This window comes from Variovorax sp. BGA-UO-ETr-C22, assembly GCF_059567965.1.
Window position 1 is genome coordinate 682,479 of record NZ_JCAQPA010000011.1, and the last position, 21,856, is coordinate 704,334.

Consider the following 21,856-nt stretch of genomic DNA (forward strand, 5'->3'; position numbering starts at 1 on the left):
ATTCTAACCGCGCGGATTTGCCCCCTTGGCCGGGGCGTGAATCATTTCGACGGCGGATGGGAAACAAGCGTGAAGTGACCCCCGCCGCGCCTTTTAGAATGCCCGCAATGTCTTATCTCGTGCTCGCTCGCAAGTTCCGTCCGAAAACCTTCGGTGAGATGGTCGGTCAGGGGCATGTGGTCCAGGCGCTGGAAAACGCGCTGACGACGCAGCGCCTGCACCACGCCTATCTGTTCACCGGGACGCGGGGCGTGGGCAAGACCACGGTGTCGCGCATCCTGGCCAAGTCGCTCAACTGCCAGGGCCCGGACGGGCAGGGCGGCATCACGGCCACGCCCTGCGGCGTGTGCCAGGCCTGCCAGGACATCGATTCGGGTCGCTTCGTCGACTACACCGAGCTCGACGCGGCCTCCAACCGCGGCGTGGACGAAGTGCAGTCGCTGCTCGAGCAGGCGGTCTACAAGCCGGTGCAGGGGCGCTTCAAGGTCTTCATGATCGACGAAGTGCACATGCTCACGAACACCGCGTTCAACGCGATGCTCAAGACGCTCGAGGAGCCGCCCGAGTACCTCAAGTTCGTGCTGGCCACGACCGATCCGCAGAAGGTGCCGGTGACGGTGCTGTCGCGCTGCCTGCAGTTCAACCTGCGGCCGATGGCGCCCGAGACGGTGCTCGAACACCTCACGAGCGTGCTGCAGACCGAGCAGGTGCCGGCCGAGCCGCAGGCGCTGCGTCTGCTGGCGCGCGCCGCGCGCGGCTCGATGCGCGACGCGCTCTCGCTCACCGACCAGGCCATCGCCTTCGGCAACGGCGAGCTGCTCGAGACCGGTGTGCGCCAGATGCTCGGCAGCGTCGACCGCGGCCATGTGTTCCGCCTGATCGAAGCGCTGGCACAAGGCGACGGCAAGACCGTCGTCGACACCTCCGAGGCGCTGCGTCGCGACGGCATGTCCGCCGCGTCCACGCTCGAAGAAATGACGGCGGTGCTGCAGGCCATGGCCGTGCTGCAGGCCGTGCCCTCGCGCGCCGAATCGGCCGATGCGGCCACCGACCCCGACGCGGCCGACACGGCGCGCCTGGCGTCGCTGATGCCCGCCGACGAGACGCAGCTGCTGTACAGCCTGTGCCTGCATGGGCGTGGCGAGCTGGGCCTGGCGCCCGATGAGTACGCGGCGCTGACCATGGTGCTGTTGCGGCTGCTGGCCTTCAAGCCTTCCCACGCGGCCGCCTCGACGGCCTCCACGGAAAAAAAAACTCTGAATGACGCCGGTAGCGCCGCGCCGCGGGCTCCCGCGCGCGAAGCCACCCCGGTTTCCCGGCCTTCGGTGCCCGATCCGGCACCTGCTGCCGCGCCTTCGCAACCGCCCGCGCAACCCGCGCCGGCCGGCCAGCGGCTCGCGGTGGTCGATGCCCCGCAGCGCCAGCCCATGCCTCGGCCTGCCCCGCAAGAGGCGTCCGACGCCCCCGCAGCCCATGTCGTCGGCGTGCCGATCCGCGTGCAACCGCCGCCCGGCCAGCGCGACGTGCCGCGCGAAGAAGAACAGCGCAGCACCTACACCCCAATCCCGCCGAGCGAAGAGGGCGACTTCTGGCATGCCACGGTCATGCAGCTCGTTGCCGCCGAAAGCGTGGCGGCACTGGCGCGCGAGCTCGCGCTGCAGTCGCAGCTGGTGGCGCGCGACACCGACCAGTGGATGCTGCGCATCGAGCGTGAAACGCTCAACCAGCCGTCCAGCCGCGAGAAGCTCACGGCGGCGCTGCAGGGCCTCGGCCACAATGTGAGGCTGGCCATCGAGATCGGCGGCGTGGTCGACAGTCCGGCGCGCCGCAACAAGCAGGCGGCCGACGAGCGCCAGCGGGTGGCCGAGGAAGCCATCCGCAGCGACCCCGAGGTGCAGATGCTGATGCGCGACTTCGATGCGAAGATTGTTCCCGGATCGCTGAAGCCCCTCTGAAGCCGGCGCCGCAGTCGCCGCATTTTTCGACCCGTATTCTTTCCATCACCAACCCATCACAGACAGGACCAACGATGTTCAACAAAGGACAACTGGCCGGCCTCATGAAGCAGGCGCAGGCAATGCAGGACAACCTCAAGAAGGCCCAGGAAGAACTGGCGCACATCGAGGTCGAAGGCGAGTCGGGCGCCGGTCTCGTCAAGGTCGTCATGACCTGCAAGCACGACGTCAAGCGCATCACCATCGACCCCAGCCTGCTGGCCGACGACAAGGACATGCTCGAAGACCTCGTGGCTGCCGCCTTCAACGCCGCCGTGCGCAAGGCCGAGGAAACCAGCGAGCAGAAGATGGGCAAGTTGACGGCCGGCATGCCCGGTCTCCCGCCTGGCATGAAGCTCCCGTTCTAAGCGAGGCATGGCAGACGCCAGTTCGCTCGATGCGCTGGTCGATGCGCTGCGCCGGTTGCCCGGTGTCGGCGTCAAGTCGGCCTCGCGCATGGCCTTCCACCTGCTGCAGCACGACCGCGAGGGCGCGCAGCTGCTCGCGCGCGCGTTGCAGCAGGCGGCAGGCCAGGTGCGGCACTGCGAGCTGTGCAACACCTTCACCGAAGCGCCGATCTGCCATGTCTGCATGGACTCGCGGCGCGACGGCACCAAGCTGTGCGTGGTCGAGACGCCGGCCGACCAGGCCGCGCTCGAACGCACGGGCGCCTTTCGCGGCTACTACTTCGTGCTCATGGGCAAGCTCAGTCCGCTCGACGGCATCGGGCCGAAGGACATCGGCCTGCAGAAGCTGTTCGACCGCGCACGCGACGGCACGGTGAGCGAGGTCATCCTCGCGACCAACTTCACCGCCGAAGGCGAGGCCACGGCGCACGTGATCGGCGAAGCGCTCAAGCAGCACGGGCTCACCGTGACGCGTCTGGCGCGCGGCGTGCCGGCCGGCAGCGAGCTCGAGTACGTCGACCTCGGCACGATCGCGCACGCGCTGGTCGATCGCCGCTGACGCGCGGCCTGTGCAAGGCCGCGTTCGTTCTTCCCCTTTGTTGTCGCCACCATGACCTTCTCCCTGCTCACCATCGCCTATTGGTGCGTGTTCATCGCCTGCGGCCTGCCGTACCTCGCGGCATGGATCGCGAAGGCGGGCAGCTTCGGCGTGCACGACAACATGCATCCGCGCGACTGGGCCGCCAAGCAAAGCGGCTGGCGCGCACGCGCCAACAGTGCGCAGGCCAACAGCTTCGAAGGCCTGCCGTTCTTCATCGGCGCGGTGGTCATTGCGCACCAGCTCGGCGTGGCGCAGGCGCGGCTCGACATGCTCGCGGTGGCCTACGTGGTGCTGCGCGTGATCTACCTCGGCCTGTACATCCGCGGCGCGCCGAGCGCGCGCAGCGCGGTCTGGGCACTCGCGTTCCTGGTCAATATCGCGATACTTTTTCTGGCGCGATAGCGCCTTGGCGAAGGCTTCTCCAGGAGGCCTTCGTGCTTACGTGAAAACCCGCACGGGATGACCCCGATGCAGGCCCACAGGGCGCACGCCTAAGCTCGATTCAGTTCACCAGAATCACAGAGCCCCGCAGGACCGCGCCATGCTTCATCGCAGAACCCTCATCTCCGCCTCCGCAGTCGCTGCCGCAGCGATTGCATTGCCGCGGGTCTTTGCGCAGCAGGCCAAGCTGGAGAAAACCAAGGTCTCGATCGCGGTGGGCGGCAAGGCGGCGTTCTACTACCTGCCGCTCACCATCTCCGAGCAGCTCGGCTACTTCAAGGCCGAAGGGCTCGAAGTGGAAATCTCCGACTTCGCCGGCGGCGCACGCGCATTGCAAGCGGTGGTGGGTGGCTCGGCCGATGTCTGCTCGGGCGCCTACGAACACACGATCAACCTGCAGGCCAAGAACCAGTTCTTCCAGGCCTTCGTGCTGCAGGGCCGCGCACCGCAGATCGCGGTGGGCGTGTCGACGAAGAACATGGCGGGCTACACCGGCATCCAGGACCTCAAGGGCAAGAAGATCGGCGTCTCGGCGCCGGGCTCGTCGACCAACATGGTGGCCAACCTCGTGCTCTCGCGCGGCGGCCTCAAGGCCAGCGACGTGAGCTTCATCGGCGTGGGCGTGGCAGCCGGTGCGCTCACCGCGCTGCGCTCGGGCCAGATCGACGCCATCAGCAACACCGACCCGGTGATGACCATGCTGGAGCAGAAGGGCGACGTGAAGATCATCAGCGACACGCGCACGCTCAAGGGCACCGAGCAGGTGTTCGGCGGGCCGATGCCCGCGGCCTGCCTGTACGCGCCGATCGACTTCATCCAGAAGCATCCCAACACCTGCCAGGCGCTGGCCAACGCGATCGTGCGCGGCCTCAAGTGGCTGCAGACGGCGGGGCCGGGCGACATCATCAAGACTGTGCCCGAGACGTATCTGCTGGGCGACCGCGCGCTGTACCTCGCGTCGTTCGACAAGGTGCGCGAGTCCATCGCCACCGACGGCCTCGTGCCGGCCGAAGGGCCGAAGACTGCGCTCAATGCCATCGCGAGCTTCGACACCTCGGTCAAGGCCGACAAGATCGACCTCGCCAGGACCTACACCAACGATTTTGCAAAGCGTGCGAAAGACAGGTTCAAAGCCTGATTGCGAACGTTCAGCAACCCGGCTTCGGCCGGGTTTTTTCTTCCGGAGCGCCATGTCCGACTACGCACTCGAACTCCTTTCCATCCGCTGCACCTTCCATTCGAAGGACGACCCGGGCCAGCGCTACACGGCGGTGGACGACACCACGCTGCGCATCGGCGCGGGCGAGTTCGTCTCGGTGGTCGGGCCCACGGGTTGCGGCAAGTCGACGCTGCTGAACGTGGGCGCGGGCTTGTTCGAGCCGTCGTCGGGCGGGGTGAAGGTGTTCGGCCAGCCGCTCACGGGCGTCAATAAGCGCGCCGGCTACATGTTCCAGACCGAGGCGCTGATGCCGTGGCGCAGCGCCATCGACAACGTGAAGGTGGGGCTGCAGTACCGCGGCGTGCCCGATGCCGAGGCGCACGCGCAGGCCGAGGCCTGGCTGTCGCGCGTGGGCCTCACGGGCTTCGGCGACCGCTACCCGCACCAGCTCTCGGGCGGCATGCGCAAGCGCGTGGCGCTGGCGCAGACGCTGGTGCTCGACCCCGACATCATCCTCATGGACGAGCCCTTCAGCGCGCTCGACGTGCAGACGCGGCAGCTGATGGAGAACGAAGTGCTCGAACTCTGGAGCGCGAAGAAGAAGGCCGTGCTCTTCATCACGCACGACCTCGACGAGGCGATCGCGATGAGCGACCGCGTGGTGGTGCTGTCGGCCGGCCCGGCGACGCGGCCGATCGGCGAGTTCGTGATCGATCTGCCGCGTCCGCGCGACGTGGCCGAGGTGCGCACGCAGCCGCGCTTCGTGGAGCTGCATCGCCAGATCTGGGAGGTGCTGCGCGACGAAGTGCTCAAGGGCTACGCGCAGCAACTGAGGAAGGCCGCATGATGCCGCGCCTCGATGCACGCCATGCGCGCTTCTGGCAGCTCGCGCTGCTGGCCGTGATTCTGGTGCTGTGGCACGTGGCCTCGCGCAACGACCAGATCGCGTTCTTCCTCGGCCAGCCGATCGTGGTGGCGGGGCGCATCTGGAGCTGGTTCCTGCCCTTCGAGGTGCCACCGAACCTGCTGTTTCCCGAAGGCCTGAAGGGCAACGCCGACATCTACCGCCACCTGGGCACGACGCTGCTCGAAACGGTGCTGGCCTTCGGCATCGGCACGGCGCTCGGGCTGGGCTGCGGCCTGTGGCTGGCGCTGGCGCCCACGGCGAGCCTGATCCTCGATCCGTACATCAAGGCCGCCAACTCGATGCCGCGCGTGATCCTCGCGCCGATCTTCGCGCTGTGGTTCGGGCTGGGCATCTGGAGCAAGGTGGCGCTGGCCGTCACGCTGGTGTTCTTCATCGTGTTTTTCAACGTCTACCAGGGCGTGCGCGAAGTGAGCCCGGTGGTGCTGGCCAACGCGAAGATGCTGGGCGCCAACCAGCGGCAGCTGCTGCGCACGGTGTACCTGCCCAGCGCCACGAGCTGGGTGTTCTCCAGCCTGCACACCTCGGTGGGCCTGGCCTTCGTCGGCGCGGTGGTGGGGGAGTACCTGGGCTCGGCGCGCGGCGTGGGCTACCTGATCCTGCAGGCCGAGGGCACCTTCGACGTGAACACGGTCTTCGCCGGCATCGTGGTGCTCACGGCTTTCGCGCTGGCGCTCGACGGGCTCGTGGGCCTGATCGAGAAGCGGCTCATGAAGTGGCAGCCGCGCAGCGGCGAGACAGAGAAGCTCTGAGCCGCGCGTTCAGTGCCTTCAGTGGGTCTGGCGCGTCTCGGTGTTGACCTGCACCAGCGCGCGTCCCGCGAAGAGGCCGCCGGACATCTCGAGCACCAGCCGTTCCTTGTCGCGGCGGCGCAGGTCGTCGATCACTTCGTTGGCTTCCTCGGGCGTGGCGCCCAGCGCGACCACGCCTTGCCGGCCGAAGGCCATGGCCGATTCGAAGGTCTCGCGGATCTGGTAGTCGACGTCGAGCTTCACGAGCTCCACCGCGTGCTCGCGGTCGAAGGCGCGCACCATCAGGTGCGCATGCGGGAACTCGGCCTTCACGTGCTCCGCGATGCGCGTGGCCACGGCGCGGTTGTCGATGCACACCATGATCGCGCGGGCGTTGTGCGCGCCGGCCGCATGCAGCACGTCGGCGCGTGCGCCGTCGCCGTAGTACACCTTGAAGCCGAAGTCGGCGGCGTCGCGGATCACCTGCGTGTCGTTGTCGATGATGGAGATGGATGCGCCGCGCGCCAGCGCGCCCTGGATCGCGATCTGCCCGAAGCGACCGAAGCCGATCACGAGCACGTTGCCGGCCAGCTCCTCGGCTTTCTCCACGCCCTCCATCGAGGCCTGCGCGGCGGGCGCGAAGCGGCGATGCGCCAGCACCACGAGCGGCGTGAGCGCCATCGACAGCACCACCACCGCCGTCATGTTGGCGTTGACCGTCGGGCTGATGACCTTGGCGGCGAGCGCCGACGAGAACAGCACGAAGGCGAACTCGCCGCCCTGCGCCATCAGCACCGCACGGTCGAGCGCGTCGGCAGGCGAGCTCTTGGCAAGCCGCGCCACGCCGTAGATGCACAGCGCCTTGACCACCATCATCGAGATCACGCCCGCGACGATGAGCTGCCAGTTCTGCGCCACCACCGCGAGGTCGAGCGACATGCCCACGCCGATGAAGAACAGCCCGAGCAGCAGCCCGCGGAAGGGTTCGATGTCGGCTTCGAGCTGGTGGCGGAAGGTCGACTCGGACAGCAGCACGCCGGCCAGGAAGGCGCCCATGGCCATCGACAGGCCGCCGACCTGCATCAGCAGCGCCGCGCCCAGCACCACGAGCAGCGCCGCGGCCGTCATGACCTCGCGCGCCTTGGAGTTGGCGAGCACGCGGAACAGCGGGTTGAGCAGCCAGATGCCGGCCGCCACCAGCGCCGCGAGCGCACCCACGGCAATGCCGATGCCGATCCAGCGTGAAGGTGCAATGGCCTGCTGCGCCGCATCCACCGGTGCGATGAAGGCGACGATGGCCAGCAGCGGCACGATCAGCAGGTCTTCGAAGAGCAGCACGGCGACGATCTTCTGGCCGCGCGGCGCGGCGATGTCGCCACGTTCGCCGAGCAGTTGCATCACGATGGCCGTGGAGGTGAGCACGAAGCCCATCGCGCACACGAACGAGACGGCGAGCGGGAAGCCGAAGGCCATGCCCACGCCGGTCAGCAGGATGCCGCACACCACCACCTGCAGGCTGCCCAGGCCGAAGATGTCGCGCCGCATGCTCCACAGGTGCGACGGGCGCATCTCGAGCCCGATCACGAAGAGGAACATCACGACGCCGAGTTCGGCCGTGTGAAGGATGGTCTGCGGGTCGGTGAAGAGACCGAAGCCGAAGGGCCCGATGGCCAGGCCCGCCGCCAGGTAGCCGAGCACGGAGCCCAGCCCGAGCCGCTTGAACAGCGGCACGGCCACGACGGCGGCCCCCAACAACGTGACGACCTTGACGAGATCGCCCGCGCTTCCTTCGACTGCCATGGCCTGTCCTCCTGATGTCGCTTTTTTGGTCCGGGCCCGGCACCGCCCGCCGGCAGGGCAGGGATCAGCGCTTGCGCTTGGACGGCGTGCCGCCGCGCGGCTGGCGCACCACCGCCTGCTTGGCGCTGCTGCTGCCGCGTGCGGCGGCTTTCACCGGCGCGCCACCGCGCTTGGATGTGACCACCGCCGCGCCCCGGCCGCGCGCGGGCGCCGCGCCCGAGCCGACGCGCGCCGCGGGCGTGGCGCGCACCGGCAGGTACACGACCACGCTGTAGCCGCGCTTGAAGGCGTGGTTCTGATTGACGTCGTTCCAGTCGGCCACGGCCGCGGGCTTGAGGTTGTAGCGGCGCGCGATGCTCGCCACGTTGTCCGAGCGGCCAGCCTTGACGGTGGTGCGGCGCGTGATGATCTCGGGCTGGAAGCTCAGGTGGCCGCCGTCGGCCACGACCGCCGCCACGTCTTCCTTCACGCGCGCGCCGCGCGGCACGATCAGCGTGGAGCCGGCCTTGATGAGCATGCGCGGCGGCACGTTGTTGAGCGCGCGCAGGTCCGACTCGCTCATGCCCGAGCGCTGGGCGGCGTCGGCCACCGTCATGGTGGTGGGCACGACCCAGGCGGTCCAGCTGGCGTACTGGCCCTGCGTGTAGGCGTCGAAGTTGCGCTTGAAGACCGCCGCGTTGTCCCAGGGCAGCAGGATCTCGGAGGTGCCGGCCGCGATCAGCACGGGCTTGTGGGCGGCGGGGTTGAGCGCGCGGAAGTCCTCGATGCGCACGTCGGCCAGCTTGGCCGCCAGTTCCACGTCGAGGTCACGCGTGAGCGGCACGGTCTGGAAGTAGGGGTGGTTGGCGATCAGCGGCAGCTCGGCGTTGAAGGCCTGCGGGTTGGCCACGATGTTCTTCACGGCCTGCAGCTTGGGCACGTAGAGCCGGGTCTCGGCCGGCATGGACAGGTCGCTGTAGGTGGTGGGCAGGCCCAGGCGCTGGTTCTTGGCGATGGCGCGTCCCACGCTGCCTTCGCCCCAGTTGTAGGCGGCGAGCGCGAGCTGCCAGTCGCCGAACATGCCGTAGAGCTTTTGCAGGTAGTCGAGCGCGGCACGGGTGGAGGCCACCACGTCGCGGCGGTCGTCGCGGAAGATGTTCTGCTTCAGGTCGAAGTCGGTGCCGGTGGCGGGCATGAACTGCCACATGCCGGCGGCGCGCGCGCTGGAGACGGCCTGCGGGTTGAAGGCGCTCTCGATGTACGGCAGCAGCGCCAGCTCGGTCGGCATGTTGCGGCGCTCGAGCTCCTCGACGATGTGGAAGATGTACTTGTTCGAGCGCTCGGTCATGCGCTGGATGTAGTCGGGCCGGCTGGCGTACCACTGCTCGCGGTCGCGCACCAGGTCGCTTTCCAGGTTGGGCATCTTGAAGCCGCGGCGGATGCGGTCCCACATGTCGGCGGGTGGCGCCAGCGTGACCACGCTCTGCGAGCGGGCCTGGCCGCTGGTGAGCGGGCTGAGGTTGCTGTCGCGCGGATAGACCGGGGTGGCGCTGCCCGACGGGCGGGCGCCCGTGCCGCCGGCGGAGGCGCCGGCCTTGGCGGAGGTGGAGGAAGAAGCGCTGTTGTCCGTGCCCGCGCAGCCCGCGAGTACCAGGGAGCCTGCAAGGCAGGTGGCAACGATAAATTTCATCGGAAGTCGTTTTTCCATTGGCGCAGGGCGGCGAACACCTCGGCTTCGGCGGCATCCGCGGAAAGCTCGGCATGGGCCCGCACTGCTCGAAAGACGGTGGCTTCGCGGCTGCGAAGAAAGGGGTTGATCCGGCGTTCGATCGCCAGTTGCGACGGCAGCGTGGGCTGCCCCTGTGCGCGCAGGCTTTCGCAATGCGCGTTGTAGTGAGTGAGTTCGTCGTTGCCGGGTTCCACGGCGCGGGCGAACTTCAGGTTAGCAAGTGTGTATTCGTGCGCACAGCACACGCGCGTGTCGCCGGGCAGCGCCGCCAGGGCGTCGAGCGAGGCGAGCATCTGCGCGGGCGTGCCTTCGAACAGGCGGCCGCAGCCGCCGGAGAAAAGGGTGTCGCCGCAGAACAGCACGGGGGCCTGCGCGGCCGAGGCCGGCAGGAAGTAGGCGATGTGTCCGGCCGTGTGGCCCGGCACGTCGATGACCTCGAAGCGCAGGCCCAGGGCCTGGGCGATGTCGCCCTGCACCAGCGGCGTGAAGGGCTCGGGGATGCGCTCGCGCGCGGGGCCCCACACCTTCGCACCCGTGGCCGCATGCAGCGCGGCCACGCCGTCCGTGTGATCGGGGTGGTGGTGCGTGACTAGAATCGCGGCCAGCTGCAGCTTGTGGTGCGCCAACGCATCGAACACCGGTTGGGCATCGCCCGGGTCCACCACGATGGCGTGGTGCCCGTCGTGCAGCATCCAGATGTAGTTGTCAGCAAAAGCGGGCAGCGGAACAAGGGTCATGAGCGGTCAAATTATAGGTTTGCAGGATTGGTTCGCGACCCCCCCCGGCCGCTACCTCCTGGCCTGGGAGCAGGCCCAGTTCGACGAGGCGGTGGCCGATGTTTTCGGCTACCACGCCTTGCAGCTCGGGGCCGCCGAGGTCGACGGGCTGCGCGCCAACCGCATGCCGCACCGCTGGCTGGCCCTGACCGACCCGGTGCGGGCCGGCAAGGCGACGCTGGTGACCGATTTCGCCGCCTTGCCGTTCGCGGCCAACAGCCTCGATCTCGTGGTGCTGCCGCACGCTTTGGAACTCAGTCCCGATCCGCACGCCACGCTGCGCGAGGTCGAGCGGGTGCTGGTGCCCGAGGGGCGGGTGGTGATCTGCGGCCTGAACCCGACCAGCCTGTGGGGCCTGCGGCAGCGCCGCGGGCACCTGTACCGCCGGCTGGGCCTGGGCGAGACCTTCCTGCCCGAGGCCGGCGAGTTCATCGGCTACTGGCGCATGCGCGACTGGCTGCGCCTGTTGAGCTTCGAGGTGGAGTCGGGCCGTTTCGGCATCTACCGGCCGGCGGTGCGCAGCGACGCCTGGCTGGAGCGCTCGCGCTGGATGGACGCCGCCGGCGAGCGCTGGTGGCCGATCTTCGGCGCCGCCTACTTCCTGGTCGCGGTGAAGCGCGTGCGCGGCATGCGCCTGCTGAGCGCCGACTGGCGCCGCAGCGGCGCGCGGGCGACGGCGCCGGTGCCCATCGCGGGCAAGGTGCACCGCAGCAAGCAGTGAACGAACGAATCCATGGACGCGGGCGGCATCGCCCGCATGACGCTAGAGAAAAAAGGAACAGTCAGTTTGAACGAAGTCGTGATCTACACCGATGGCGCGTGCAAGGGCAACCCGGGACCGGGCGGCTGGGGCGCGTGGCTCAAGTCGGGCCCCACCGAGAAGGAACTGTTCGGCGGTGAACTCAACACCACCAACAACCGCATGGAACTCACGGCGGTGATCGAGGGCCTGGCCGCGCTCAAGCGGCCCTGCAAGGTGCTGCTGTACCTCGACAGCCAGTACGTGCGCATGGGCATCACCGAGTGGATTCGCGGCTGGAAGGCCAAGGGCTGGCTTACCTCGACCAAGCAGCCCGTGAAGAACGTCGAGCTCTGGCAGAAGCTCGACAAGCTGGTGTCCGAGGGCGGCCACCAGATCGAATGGCGCTGGGTCAAGGGCCACTCGGGCGACCCGGGCAACGAGCGGGCCGACATGCTGGCCAACAAGGGCGTGGACAAGGCCCTGGGCCGGATCTGACCCTCAGCGGCAGGGCCAGGGGCTAGATCAGCCCTTCGAAGACCATCACGTCGACCTCCTGGCCGGCGTCGACATGGCCCTGCTCGTGGGGCAGCACCACGAGCCCGTTGGCCTCGAGCATCGAGCTCAACACGCCCGATCCCTGGTGCGCCGCCACCCGCACCTCGGGCAACGACCCCGGCACCTGGCGGACAACGCCGCGCTGGTACTCGGTGCGCCCCGGTTTCTTGCGGATGGGCCCGGCGCTGCGTGCGCGCAGCAGCGGCGGCGGGGCGCAGGCTTCGTCGTGGCAGCCCATCAGCCGCAGCAGCGCCGGCCGCACGAAGGCCAGGAAGGCGACCATCGCCGCCACCGGATTGCCCGGCAGGCCGAACAGCACGGCCGACGTGGCGGTGGCCTCGCGCGGACGCGGAATCAGCCCCACCGCCAGCGGCCGTCCGGGCCGCATCGCGACCCGCCAGAAGGCCATGTCGCCCAGTTGCTGCATCACGTCGCGCGTGTGGTCGGCCGCGCCCGCGCTCACGCCACCGCTGGTGACGATGGCGTCGGCTTCGCGCGCCGCGCGCTGCAACGTGGTGGCGAGCGTGGCGGGGTCGTCGTGCACCAGGCCGAGGTCGACCACCTCGCAGCCCAGCCGCGTGAGCAGGCCGAACAGGGTGTAGCGGTTGCTGTCGTACACGGCGCCTTCGCGCGGCGTGTCGCCCAGGCAGAGGATTTCGTCGCCGGTCGAAAAGTACGCCACGCGCAGCCGGCGCCGCACGGTCACGCGCGCCAGGCCGAGGCTGGCGACCATGCCGAGCGCGGCCGGCGACAGGCGCTCGCCGCGCCGCAGCGCCGGCTGGCCCTGCATCAGGTCTTCGCCGGCCAGGCGCCGGTTGTCGCCTCGGCCCAGCACGCGGGCCGGAAAGCAGACCTGGTCGCCGTCGACCTTGCAGAACTCCTGCGGGATCACGGTGTCCAGGCCGGCCGGCATCATCGCGCCGGTCATGATGCGCACCGCGTCGTTCGGCCCAAGCGCACCGCGCCAGGCCGAGCCGGCCAGCGCCGTGCCGGCCACGCGCAGCGTGAGCGAATGGTCGATGGGCGCATCGGCCGGCAGCAGCGCGCCGTCGAAGGCGTAGCCGTCCATGGCCGAGTTGTCGTGCGGCGGCACGCTCACGGGCGAGACGAGGTCGTCCGCCAGCACGCGGCCGAGCGCGTCGCGCAGCGCGACCTCTTCGGTGTCTGCCACGGCCAGCGGTGCGACGAGGCGCGCGAGAAAGGCGGCGACGGTGTCGACGTCGAGGTCGCCCGCGTCGTAGTCCGCGAGGTCGGCGGCGATGGCGGCGATGCGGCTCATGGCTGTTCGAGCGTCTGCAGGTCGGCCAGCGTGTTCGCGTTGAAGAAGGCGTCGGGCGCGTCGCCGGGGCGGTCGAAGGGAACGGTCAGCGCGTTGTGCTGCGCGGTCCAGGCGCCGACCTTGCGGCCGCCTTCCTCGACAAAGCGGCGCAGGCTGTCGCGCAGTTCGATGTGCAGCAGGCAGAACACCGGCTGGCGACGCAGCACCGTGCGGCCGTCGGCCTCGGTTTCAGGCGCGGCGGCCATGGCGATGCGCGCGTGGGCGCCCTCGGCGGCCAGGGCTTCGGCCAGCCGCGCCGCCAGGTCGGGCGGAAAGCGCGGCGTGTCGCAGGGCACGGTGAGCAGCCAGGGCGTGGGGCAGTGTTCGAGCCCGCTCAGCATGCCGGCCAGCGGCCCGGGGTGGTCGGGCACGCTGTCGGCGAACACGGGCACGCCCAGCGCTTCGTAGGCGGCGAAGTTCCGGTTGGCATTGATCAGTACGCGGCCGACCTGCGGGCGCAACCGCCGCACGGCATGTGCGGCGAGCACTTCGCCCTGGAGCAGTTGCAGGCCCTTGTCGACTCCGCCCATGCGGGTGCCGCGCCCGCCGGCGAGCACGAGGCCCGTGATGTCGGCCGCTGCGATGGCCGGTGCGGTACCCATGGCTGGCGGCCTCATCCGCCGATGTAGCTCATCTCGACGCGCCGGGGCGCTGCCGCGTCGGGGGCGCTGTCGTCGGGGCCGCGCAGGGCGCGCAGCTCGGAATAGCGGTCGGCGCGGCCCTGCCAGATGTGGCCGATGGCTGAGGTGATGGCCTCGTCGCTCGCGCCGTCGCGCAGCATCGGGCGCAGGTCGTGGCCCTGGCTTGCGAACAGGCACAGGTACAGCTTGCCCTCGGTCGACAGGCGCGCGCGGCTGCAGTCGTGGCAGAAGGCCTGGGTCACGCTGCTGATCACGCCGATCTCGCCGCCGCCGTCGGCATAGGCCCAACGCTGGGCGGTCTCGCCGGGCGTGGTGGCTTCGAGCGGCACGAGCGGAAACTCGGCCGCGATGCGCGCGATGACTTCGGCCGAAGGCAGCACCTCGTCCATGCGCCAGCCGTTGGTGGCGCCGACGTCCATGTACTCGATGAAGCGCAGCACGACCTTGCCGCCGTGGTGCTCGCGGAAGTAGCGCGCCATCGGCAAGATCTCTTGCTCGTTGGTGCCGCGCTTGACCACCATGTTGACCTTGATCGGGCCCAGGCCCGCGGCCAGGGCCGCGTCGATGCCGGCCAGCACGTCGGCCACCGGAAAGTCGACGTCGTTCATGTGGCGGAACACGGCGTCGTCCAGGCTGTCCAGGCTCACGGTCACGCGCTGCAGGCCGGCGGCCTTGAGTGCGGCTGCCTTGCGCTTCAGCAGCGAGCCGTTGGTGGTCAGCGTGAGCTCGAGCGGGTCGCCGTCGGGCGTGCGCAGTTCGGCCAGTTGCCCGATGAGCCCCTCGATGTGCTTGCGCAGCAGCGGCTCGCCGCCAGTCAGGCGGATCTTGCGCACGCCGTGCGAGGCGAACAGGCGCGCCAGGCGCGTGATTTCCTCGAAGCTCAGCAGGGCGCTGTGCGGCAGGTACTGGTAGTCCTTGTCGAACACGTCCTTGGGCATGCAGTAGCTGCAGCGGAAGTTGCAGCGGTCGGTCACGCTGATGCGCAGGTCGGTCAGCGGACGGCCCAGCCGGTCGGCCAGCAGGCCGGTGGCGGGCACGGCAATGCCCGGCGCGGCCACGACGGCGTGGCCGGCCTGAGCGATCGGAATGACGGTGCTGCTGCTTTTCTTCATGGGGCGATGCCGATTTTGCGCCATGGCCCGCGACCGCGCGCCATGCGGGCTACTTCAGCACCGCTGCATAGACCATGTTGCGCGCGAGGCTTCGGTAGTGGGTGCGGTACTTGGGCGACTGCAGCATCAGCACGACGAACAGTTCGTTCTTCGGATCGACCCACATGTAGGTGCCGCCCGCGCCGCCCCAGTTGTACTCGCCGCCGCCGGACGGGTAGGGCGCCTCGCCGTCGTTGCGGCGCACCGCGAAGCCCAGGCCGAAGCCGTAGCCGGGGCCCGGCAGGTACAGCGGGCCGGGCACGATGCCGGCGCCGGCGTTCGAATGGTCGGTCGTCATCAGCGCCAGCGTGCGCGGGCCGAGGTAGCGCGTGCCGTCGAGCGTGCCGCCGTTGAGCAGCATCTGCAGGAAGCGCGCGTAGTCGGACGCGGTCGACACCAGCCCGCCGCCGCCCGACTCGAACTTGCGCACGATGCGCGGGTCGTTCAGGTCGGCGCCCACGCCGAAGTTGCGGTCGCTCGGCAGCGGCTCGGCGATGCGCGGCTGGCGCGCCGGCTCGGGCACGTAGTACGTGGTGTCCTTCATGCCCAGCGGGTCGAACAGGCGCGCCTTTTCGAACTGGTACAGCGACTGGCCCGACACCACCTCGACCACGCGGCCCAGGATGTCGGTGGAGTAGCTGTAGTCCCAGGTCGTGCCGGGCTGGTAGGCCAGCGGCAGCTTGGCCAGGCGCTGCGAGAACTCGGCGCTGGTCGGATCGCCGTCCGCGAGGTTGGCGGCGTTGTAGGCCTGTTTCACCAGCCCCGGGCCGAAGAAGCCGTAGGTCAGGCCCGAGGTGTGGCGCATGAGGTCCTGCACGGTGATCGGGCGGCGCGCGGGCACGGTCTCGAGCACCGGCTTGCCGTCGGCGCCGGGCTTCTCGATGCCCACCGTCATGCGGGCGTACTCGGGCAGGTACATCGCGACCGGGTCGTCCAGCTTCATGCGGCCGTCTTCGACCAGCATCATCGCGGCGACCGTGGTGATGGGCTTGCTCATCGAGTAGATGCGGAAGATGCCGTCGCGCGGCATCGGCGTGCCGGCGGTGGCGTCGAGCTTGCCGACCGGTTCGAACCACGCGACCTTGCCCTGGCGCGCGACCAGCAGCACCGCGCCGGGGATCTTGCCGGCCGCCACATCGGCCTTGAGCACGTCGGTGAGCTTCTGCAGACGCTCGGTGGACAGGCCCACCGACTCGGGCCGGGCGGTGGGCAGCGACTGGGCGGTGGCGAGCAGCGGCAGGGCGAGGCTCAGGCCGAGCAGGGCCGTGCGCACCAGGGCGCGGCGCTTCAGGAAGGTCATGCGTGTTGTCTCCGTCGGTGGTGGAAGGATGGAACCGGCAGGACGGTCTTGACGCCGTCCGTGCGAACCGGTCGCGGGGCAGTGTATCGGTGGATGGGTCCTAGAGCGGCACGCGACGAGCTGGCTGATTGGCGGCATCTATGGCGCCGATATCTTGACGCAGACAATGAGAATTACTATCATTTGAACGCCTGAGTACGCAGCACAAGCACCACGCAAAGGGCTCTCTTCCAACAAGGAGCTTCCGAACCGTGCCGTACACCCTGCCAGCCTTGCCCTATGCCTTCGACGCGCTCGAACCCCACATCGACGCGCAGACGATGGAGATCCACCACGGCAAGCACCACCAGACCTACGTGAACAACCTGAATGCGGCGTTGAAAGACACGCCACATGCGGACACGCCGGTCGAAGCCCTCATCGCCGGTGTCGAGGAATTGCCCGAGGCGCTGCGCGCCCCCGTGCGCAACAACGGCGGCGGCCACGCCAACCACAGCCTGTTCTGGACCGTCATGGCCCCGGTGGGCGAGGGTGGCGGCGGGGCGCCTTTGGGCGCGCTCGCGCAGGCCATCGACACCGACCTGGGCGGCTTCGATGCCTTCAAGGACGCCTTCACCAAGGCCGCGCTCACGCGCTTCGGCAGCGGCTGGGCCTGGCTGGTCGTCGGCGCCGACGGCAAGCTCGCCGTGGAAAGCAGCGGCAACCAGGACAGCCCGCTGATGCGCGGCATCGGCTCGGGCAAGACCCCGATCCTGGGCCTGGACGTGTGGGAGCACGCCTACTACCTGAAGTACCAGAACCGCCGCCCGGAATACATCGCGGCCTTCTACAACGTGGTGAACTGGGCCGAGGTGGCCCGCCGCCATGCCGCCGCGACCGGCGGCCGATGAGCCGAAGAGGAGCCCGCCCATGAACGACACGCAGCTGCAGGGCACGGTGGCCACAGCGCCGCCGCCGAGGTCGCCGCGCCCGTTGCGCGAATGGATCGGCTTTGCCATCGTCGCGGCCGGCGCGCTGGCGCTGGCGTCACAGTTCTGGTCCTTCGTGCGCGCCGACCCGCTGGTGTGGAACGCGCTGCGCGGCGGCTCGGTGGCGGCGCTGGCGACCGCGCTGGGCACGCTGCCGGTGCTGTTCTCGCAGAAGCTGCCCGACAAGCTGCAGGACACGCTGTTCGGCTTCGGCGCGGGCGTGATGCTCGCGGCCTGCGCCTTCTCGCTGATCATTCCCGGGCTGGACGCCGCCAAGTCGACCGGCGTCTTCGGCGGTGGCGACTGGGCGGCGGGCGGCGTGATCGGCACGGCGATCCTGCTGGGCGGCCTGGTGCTGATGACCATGGACCGCGTGCTGCCGCACGAGCACTTCATCAAGGGCCGCGAAGGGCAGAGCGGGCGCCAGCTGCGCCGCACCTGGCTCTTCGTGTTCGCGATCGCGCTGCACAACGTGCCCGAGGGTCTGGCCATCGGCGTCGGCTACGCGGCCAACAACGGCGTGCGCGCCGATGCGCTCGCCACCGGCATCGCGATCCAGGACGTGCCCGAGGGGCTGGTGGTGGCCGTGGCGCTGCTGGCCGCAGGCTACAGCCGCCTGTTCGCGGTGCTGATCGGCATGGCCTCGGGGCTGGTGGAGCCGCTGGGCGCCGTGCTCGGCGCGGCGGTGGTGGGGCATTCGGCGATGCTGCTGCCCTGGGGGCTGGGCTTCGCGGCGGGCGCGATGCTGTTCGTGATCAGCCACGAGATCATTCCCGAATCGCACCGCAAGGGGCATGAAGCCTATGCGACCAGCGGTTTGATGATCGGCTTCGTGCTGATGATGCTGCTGGACACCGCGCTGGGCTGACGCCCAGGCGCGGCGTCGTCAGCCTCAGCCGTGCTTGATGGCGATGGTCTTCAAGGTCGTGAAGCCGTACAGGGCCTCGAAGCCCTTTTCGCGTCCGTAGCCCGACGACTTCACGCCGCCGAACGGCAGTTCGACGCCGCCGCCCGCACCGTAGTTGTTGATGAACACCTGGCCGCTCTTTACGCGCCGGGCCATGCGGAATTGGCGCGCGCCGTCGGCCGTCCAGACGCCGGCCACGAGGCCGAACTGGGTGGCGTTGGCCAGGGCCACGGCTTCGTCCTCGTCGGCGAACTGCATCGCGGCAAGCACGGGGCCGAACACTTCTTCCTGCGCCAGGCGATGGCCCACGGGCACGTCGCGCAGCAGGGTCGGGGCCTGGTAGAAGCCGGTCTCGGGCGCTTCCTCGACCACCACGCCCTGCGCCACCATCGGGATGCCGGCGTGCTGCGCGTCGCTCAGGAAGTCCCACACGCGCTGCTGCTGCGTCTGGCGGATCAGCGGGCCGACGTCGAGGTCCATCGCCGCGGGGCCCACGCGCAGGGCTTCGAAGGCATGGCCCAGGCGCTCGAGCAGGGGCTCGTAGATGTCGCGCTGGATCAGCACGCGCGAACCCGCCGAGCAGGTCTGGCCGGCGTTCTGCACGATGGCGTTGATCACCACGGGAATCACCGCGTCCAGGTCGGCGTCGGCGAACACGATCTGCGGGCTCTTGCCGCCCAGTTCGAGCGTGACCGGGCAGTGCCGCTCGGCCGCCACCTGCTGGATCAGCGTGCCGATCTTCGGGCTGCCCGTGAAGCTGATGTGGTCGATGCCTTCGTGGCGCGCGAGCGCGTCGCCTACCTCGTGGCCGTAGCCCGTCACGATGTTGAGCGCGCCAGCCGGAAAGCCGACCTCGGCCGCCAATTGCGCCACGCGGATCAGCGACAGGCAGGCGTCTTCGGCGGGCTTGACCACGCACACGTTGCCGGCCGCCAGGGCGCCGCCCACGCTGCGCCCGAAGATCTGCATCGGGTAGTTCCACGGAATGATGTGGCCCGTGACGCCGTGTGGCTCGCGCCAGGTGAAGACGCTGTAGCCGTCCTGGTAGGGAATGGTCTCGCCGTGCAGCTTGTCGCAGGCGCCGGCATAGAACTCGAAGTAGCGCACCAGCGCCACCGCGTCGGCGCGGGCCTGCTTCACGGGCTTGCCGCAGTCGCGCTGCTCGATGAGCGCGAGCTCGTCGACGTGCTCGGCGATCTTCTGCGAGAGCTTGAAGAGCAGGCGGCCGCGGTCGGCGGCGCTGACCTTGTGCCACACGCCCTCGAAGCAGTCGCGCGCGGCGCGCACGGCGGCGTCGATGTCGGCGGCGTTGCTGCGCTGGATTTCGTCGAAAGGCTGGCCGTCCGACGGGTCGATGACGGGGAGGGTGCGGCCGGAGGCGGAGGGAACGTCCGCGTTGGCGATGTAGTTGAGCTGCATGGGGCGAGATTTTGCGCGAAGCCCGCCCCGCGCGTGGCGCCCCGGCCGGCCCGCCTTACTTCGCCGCGGTGGCTTTGGGTAGCGCGCGCACGGCGTTCAGCATGCGCTCGACGTGCTTGTCGGGGTTGAGGTTCTGGTAGTAGTAGGCGACCTTGCCGTCGGTCGCGATCACATACGACAGGCGGTTGGCGAAGTCGGGCCGGGTCTGCATCAGCGCGTCGAAGCCCTGGATCACGGTCTTGCCCTGGTCGGAGGCCACCGGAAAGCGGCTCTGGCACGACTTGACCGAGAACTTGGAGAGCGTGTCGATGTCGTCGGCCGACACGCCGATCACCGAGGCGCCCAGCGCGGCGAACTGGTCGACCGCCTCGGCGAAGGCGTGGGCCTCGATGGAGCAGTCGTTGGAGTCGGCCGCCGGAAAGAAGTACAGCACCACCGGCCCCTTGGCCAGCGCCTCGGCCAGCGAGTAGCGGAAGGTCTTGCCGCCCAGCGCGGCCGTGGCCGTGAACTTGGGCACAGGGTCGCCGATGTCGAGTGCGGCGTGGGCATGGGGTACCCCGGCGGCGAGGGCCGCGGCCCACAAAGCGGTGCGCAAAAGGAGCGATCGGGCCATGATGTAACTCCGAAGCGAAGTGAATCGAATTCTAGGACGACGCTTCGCCAAATGGGCCCCGTTGAAACCGCCGCGGGAGGACCGGCGTACATCAGGGCAGTGGCATCCACAACGACAAGAGGAACCCGACCATGAACGCCTGGGCCCGATCTCTTCTGCGCACGGCGCTGGCCGGCGTGCTGCTGGCATTGCTCGGCGCGTGCGGCTCGCTGCCGCCGGCGCGCGAACGCCCGGCCGAACACGCCGCCGCCGCCGACCCGGGCACCGCGCTCGCGAAGATCGTCGCGGCCTCCACGCCGCCCGGCGAGCATTCGGGCTTCCGGCTGATGCCGCTGGGCGTGTACTCGCTCGACGCGCGCCTGCAGCTCGCGCAGCGCGCCGAGCGCTCGCTGGTGGTGCAGTACTACCAGCTCGAGAACGACGCCACCGGCCGGCTGCTGCTGCGCACGCTGCGCGAGGCGGCGGCGCGCGGCGTGAAGGTGCGGGTGCTGGTGGACGACCTGTACACGGTGAAGAGCCAGCAGCTGTTGCTGGCGCTGTCCGAGACGCCCAATGTGTCGGTGCGCCTGTTCAACCCGTTCTGCTGCGCGCGCGACGGGTTTCTCTCGCGCTTCGTGGTGTCGATCTTCGACATCCACCGGCTCAACCACCGCATGCACAACAAGCTCTTCATCGCCGACGGCGCGATGGCGGTGGTGGGCGGGCGCAACATCGCCGACGAGTATTTCGTACTGAGCGAGGCGCAGAACTTCATCGACATGGACGCGCTGGTGGTCGGCAAGGTGGTGCCGCAGCTCGAGTCCATCTTCGACGCCTACTGGAACAGCGACCAGATCTGGCCCATTGCCGAGATCGTGCGCAAAGAGGCCGGCGCCGCCACCTTCGATGCCGAGATCGGCATGTCGGGCCCGCCGCCGAAGGTCGTGCTGCCGCCTTCCGACATCCTCGGTTACGGCCCCATCGCCGAAGAGCTCGACGGCGGCCGCATGGGCCTGCTGTGGGGCGAGGCCCGCGCCATCGCCGACCCGCCCTCCAAGCCCACGACGCTGACAGCCGAGGACGCCATTGCCACCAGCGTGACGATGAAGGTCTGGGCGCTGCTGCTCGACGCCAAGACCGAGGTCGACCTGACCTCGCCCTACCTCGTGCCGGGCGAGCGCGGCATGGCGGCCTTCGAGGACCTGGCCAAGCGCAAGGTCAAGCTCACGCTGCTGACCAATTCGCTGGCCGCCAACGACGAGCCGCTGGTGCACACCGGCTACGCGCGATACCGCGAGCGCCTGCTGAAAGGCGGCGCCGACCTGTACGAGCTGAGCCCGCAGCGCACCACCGCGAGCATGCGTTTCGGCAGCTTCGGCAACTCGCTGGGCCGGCTGCACGCCAAGACCGCCGCCATCGACAAGACGCGCATCTTCATCGGCTCGATGAACCTCGACCCGCGCTCGGCCAGCCAGAACACCGAGATGGGCGTGGTGGTCGACAACCCGCAGCTGGCGCGCGAGATGCTGCGCATCATCCATGTGAGCAAGCTGCAGAACTCGTACCGGCTGCGGCTGTCGAAGGAGGGCGGCACGCTCGAGTGGCTCACGAACGACGGCGAGAAAGAGGTGATTCTCACCTCGGAACCCGAGTCGGGTTTCTTCCAGCGCCTGTACAACACCCTGATCTCCCCGCTGGTGCCCGAGATGCTGTTGTAGCCT

At 69.2% G+C, this 21,856-nt stretch carries 21 protein-coding genes; 12 read left to right on the forward strand and 9 right to left on the reverse strand.

What is annotated here, in order from left to right; genetic code table 11:
- Positions 1 to 107 precede the first annotated feature (107 nt).
- From dnaX to AC57B8_RS23125, 7 genes are all read left to right on the forward strand, one after another.
- The gene (gene dnaX / locus AC57B8_RS23095) at positions 108 to 1,955 is read left to right on the forward strand and encodes a DNA polymerase III subunit gamma/tau (protein ID WP_496480871.1); all 1,848 of its coding nucleotides are present in this window, start codon (positions 108 to 110) and stop codon (positions 1,953 to 1,955) included.
- A 74-nt stretch (positions 1,956 to 2,029) separates the two neighbouring features.
- Positions 2,030 to 2,362 (forward strand): YbaB/EbfC family nucleoid-associated protein, encoded by a 333-nt coding sequence (locus AC57B8_RS23100; RefSeq protein WP_007836669.1) that lies wholly within the window; start codon positions 2,030 to 2,032, stop codon positions 2,360 to 2,362.
- Between the two features lie 7 nt (positions 2,363 to 2,369).
- Positions 2,370 to 2,960, forward strand: a complete 591-nt coding sequence (gene recR / locus AC57B8_RS23105) for a recombination mediator RecR (protein WP_062473120.1) — start codon at positions 2,370 to 2,372, stop codon at positions 2,958 to 2,960.
- A gap of 51 nt (positions 2,961 to 3,011) precedes the next feature.
- Positions 3,012 to 3,404 carry an MAPEG family protein gene (locus AC57B8_RS23110; protein ID WP_496480872.1) on the forward strand — a complete coding sequence of 131 codons (393 nt, stop codon included), beginning with the start codon at positions 3,012 to 3,014 and terminating at the stop codon, positions 3,402 to 3,404.
- Positions 3,405 to 3,543: 139 nt separating this feature from the next.
- Entirely contained in the window at positions 3,544 to 4,581 is a 1,038-nt protein-coding gene (locus AC57B8_RS23115) for an ABC transporter substrate-binding protein (protein WP_062473116.1), read from the forward strand.
- A 52-nt stretch (positions 4,582 to 4,633) separates the two neighbouring features.
- Positions 4,634 to 5,449, forward strand: coding sequence for an ABC transporter ATP-binding protein (locus AC57B8_RS23120; RefSeq protein ID WP_496480873.1), 816 nt, complete (start codon positions 4,634 to 4,636; stop codon positions 5,447 to 5,449).
- A complete protein-coding gene (locus AC57B8_RS23125) occupies positions 5,446 to 6,279 on the forward strand; it encodes an ABC transporter permease (protein ID WP_062473112.1) in 834 nt (277 codons plus the stop codon). The genes AC57B8_RS23120 and AC57B8_RS23125 overlap by 4 nt, the downstream gene beginning before the upstream one ends.
- Before the next feature lie 18 nt (positions 6,280 to 6,297).
- Here AC57B8_RS23125 and AC57B8_RS23130 read toward each other — a convergent pair whose 3' ends face one another.
- The 3 genes from AC57B8_RS23130 to gloB all read right to left on the reverse strand — a co-directional run bounded on the left by AC57B8_RS23130 (position 6,298) and on the right by gloB (position 10,503).
- Entirely contained in the window at positions 6,298 to 8,058 is a 1,761-nt protein-coding gene (locus tag AC57B8_RS23130) for a monovalent cation:proton antiporter-2 (CPA2) family protein (RefSeq protein WP_496480874.1), read from the reverse strand.
- 64 nt (positions 8,059 to 8,122) lie between these two features.
- Positions 8,123 to 9,727 carry a transglycosylase SLT domain-containing protein gene (locus AC57B8_RS23135; protein WP_495267480.1) on the reverse strand — a complete coding sequence of 535 codons (1,605 nt, stop codon included), beginning with the start codon at positions 9,725 to 9,727 and terminating at the stop codon, positions 8,123 to 8,125.
- The gene (gloB, locus tag AC57B8_RS23140) at positions 9,724 to 10,503 is read right to left on the reverse strand and encodes a hydroxyacylglutathione hydrolase (protein ID WP_496480875.1); all 780 of its coding nucleotides are present in this window, start codon (positions 10,501 to 10,503) and stop codon (positions 9,724 to 9,726) included. The genes AC57B8_RS23135 and gloB overlap by 4 nt, the downstream gene beginning before the upstream one ends.
- On the opposite strand from gloB, the gene AC57B8_RS23145 reads away from it, so the two are divergent.
- On the forward strand, positions 10,502 to 11,263 hold the full coding sequence (locus AC57B8_RS23145) for a class I SAM-dependent methyltransferase (protein ID WP_223301333.1): 762 nt from the start codon (positions 10,502 to 10,504) through the stop codon (positions 11,261 to 11,263). The genes gloB and AC57B8_RS23145 overlap by 2 nt on opposite strands.
- Before the next feature lie 66 nt (positions 11,264 to 11,329).
- Entirely contained in the window at positions 11,330 to 11,779 is a 450-nt protein-coding gene (gene rnhA, locus AC57B8_RS23150) for a ribonuclease HI (RefSeq protein WP_095745544.1), read from the forward strand.
- Between the two features lie 22 nt (positions 11,780 to 11,801).
- On the opposite strand, the gene moeA is transcribed toward rnhA, so the two are convergent.
- From moeA to AC57B8_RS23170, 4 genes are read right to left on the reverse strand one after another with little or no spacing between them, the layout of a single operon-like run.
- On the reverse strand, positions 11,802 to 13,118 hold the full coding sequence (gene moeA / locus AC57B8_RS23155; protein ID WP_496480876.1) for a molybdopterin molybdotransferase MoeA: 1,317 nt from the start codon (positions 13,116 to 13,118) through the stop codon (positions 11,802 to 11,804).
- Positions 13,115 to 13,759 carry a molybdenum cofactor guanylyltransferase MobA gene (gene mobA / locus AC57B8_RS23160; protein ID WP_307693018.1) on the reverse strand — a complete coding sequence of 215 codons (645 nt, stop codon included), beginning with the start codon at positions 13,757 to 13,759 and terminating at the stop codon, positions 13,115 to 13,117. Before mobA ends, moeA begins: the two co-directional genes overlap by 4 nt.
- Before the next feature lie 11 nt (positions 13,760 to 13,770).
- On the reverse strand, positions 13,771 to 14,910 hold the full coding sequence (gene moaA, locus AC57B8_RS23165) for a GTP 3',8-cyclase MoaA (protein WP_496480877.1): 1,140 nt from the start codon (positions 14,908 to 14,910) through the stop codon (positions 13,771 to 13,773).
- Positions 14,911 to 14,959: 49 nt separating this feature from the next.
- Positions 14,960 to 16,249, reverse strand: a complete 1,290-nt coding sequence (locus AC57B8_RS23170; protein WP_496480878.1) for a serine hydrolase domain-containing protein — start codon at positions 16,247 to 16,249, stop codon at positions 14,960 to 14,962.
- Between the two features lie 251 nt (positions 16,250 to 16,500).
- Between AC57B8_RS23170 and AC57B8_RS23175 the strand changes: the two genes are divergently transcribed.
- Together AC57B8_RS23175 and AC57B8_RS23180 are read left to right on the forward strand one after the other, a co-directional pair.
- Positions 16,501 to 17,139 (forward strand): superoxide dismutase, encoded by a 639-nt coding sequence (locus AC57B8_RS23175; protein WP_496480879.1) that lies wholly within the window; start codon positions 16,501 to 16,503, stop codon positions 17,137 to 17,139.
- A gap of 19 nt (positions 17,140 to 17,158) precedes the next feature.
- Positions 17,159 to 18,085 (forward strand): ZIP family metal transporter, encoded by a 927-nt coding sequence (locus AC57B8_RS23180; protein WP_496480880.1) that lies wholly within the window; start codon positions 17,159 to 17,161, stop codon positions 18,083 to 18,085.
- Between the two features lie 24 nt (positions 18,086 to 18,109).
- On the opposite strand, the gene AC57B8_RS23185 is transcribed toward AC57B8_RS23180, so the two are convergent.
- Both AC57B8_RS23185 and AC57B8_RS23190 read right to left on the reverse strand, forming a co-directional pair.
- On the reverse strand, positions 18,110 to 19,543 hold the full coding sequence (locus tag AC57B8_RS23185) for an aldehyde dehydrogenase family protein (RefSeq protein ID WP_489061517.1): 1,434 nt from the start codon (positions 19,541 to 19,543) through the stop codon (positions 18,110 to 18,112).
- 55 nt (positions 19,544 to 19,598) lie between these two features.
- The gene (locus tag AC57B8_RS23190) at positions 19,599 to 20,156 is read right to left on the reverse strand and encodes a peroxiredoxin (RefSeq protein ID WP_307588537.1); all 558 of its coding nucleotides are present in this window, start codon (positions 20,154 to 20,156) and stop codon (positions 19,599 to 19,601) included.
- A gap of 131 nt (positions 20,157 to 20,287) precedes the next feature.
- Between AC57B8_RS23190 and AC57B8_RS23195 the strand changes: the two genes are divergently transcribed.
- A complete protein-coding gene (locus tag AC57B8_RS23195; RefSeq protein ID WP_062473093.1) occupies positions 20,288 to 21,853 on the forward strand; it encodes a phospholipase D family protein in 1,566 nt (521 codons plus the stop codon).
- Positions 21,854 to 21,856: the final 3 nt, after the last annotated feature.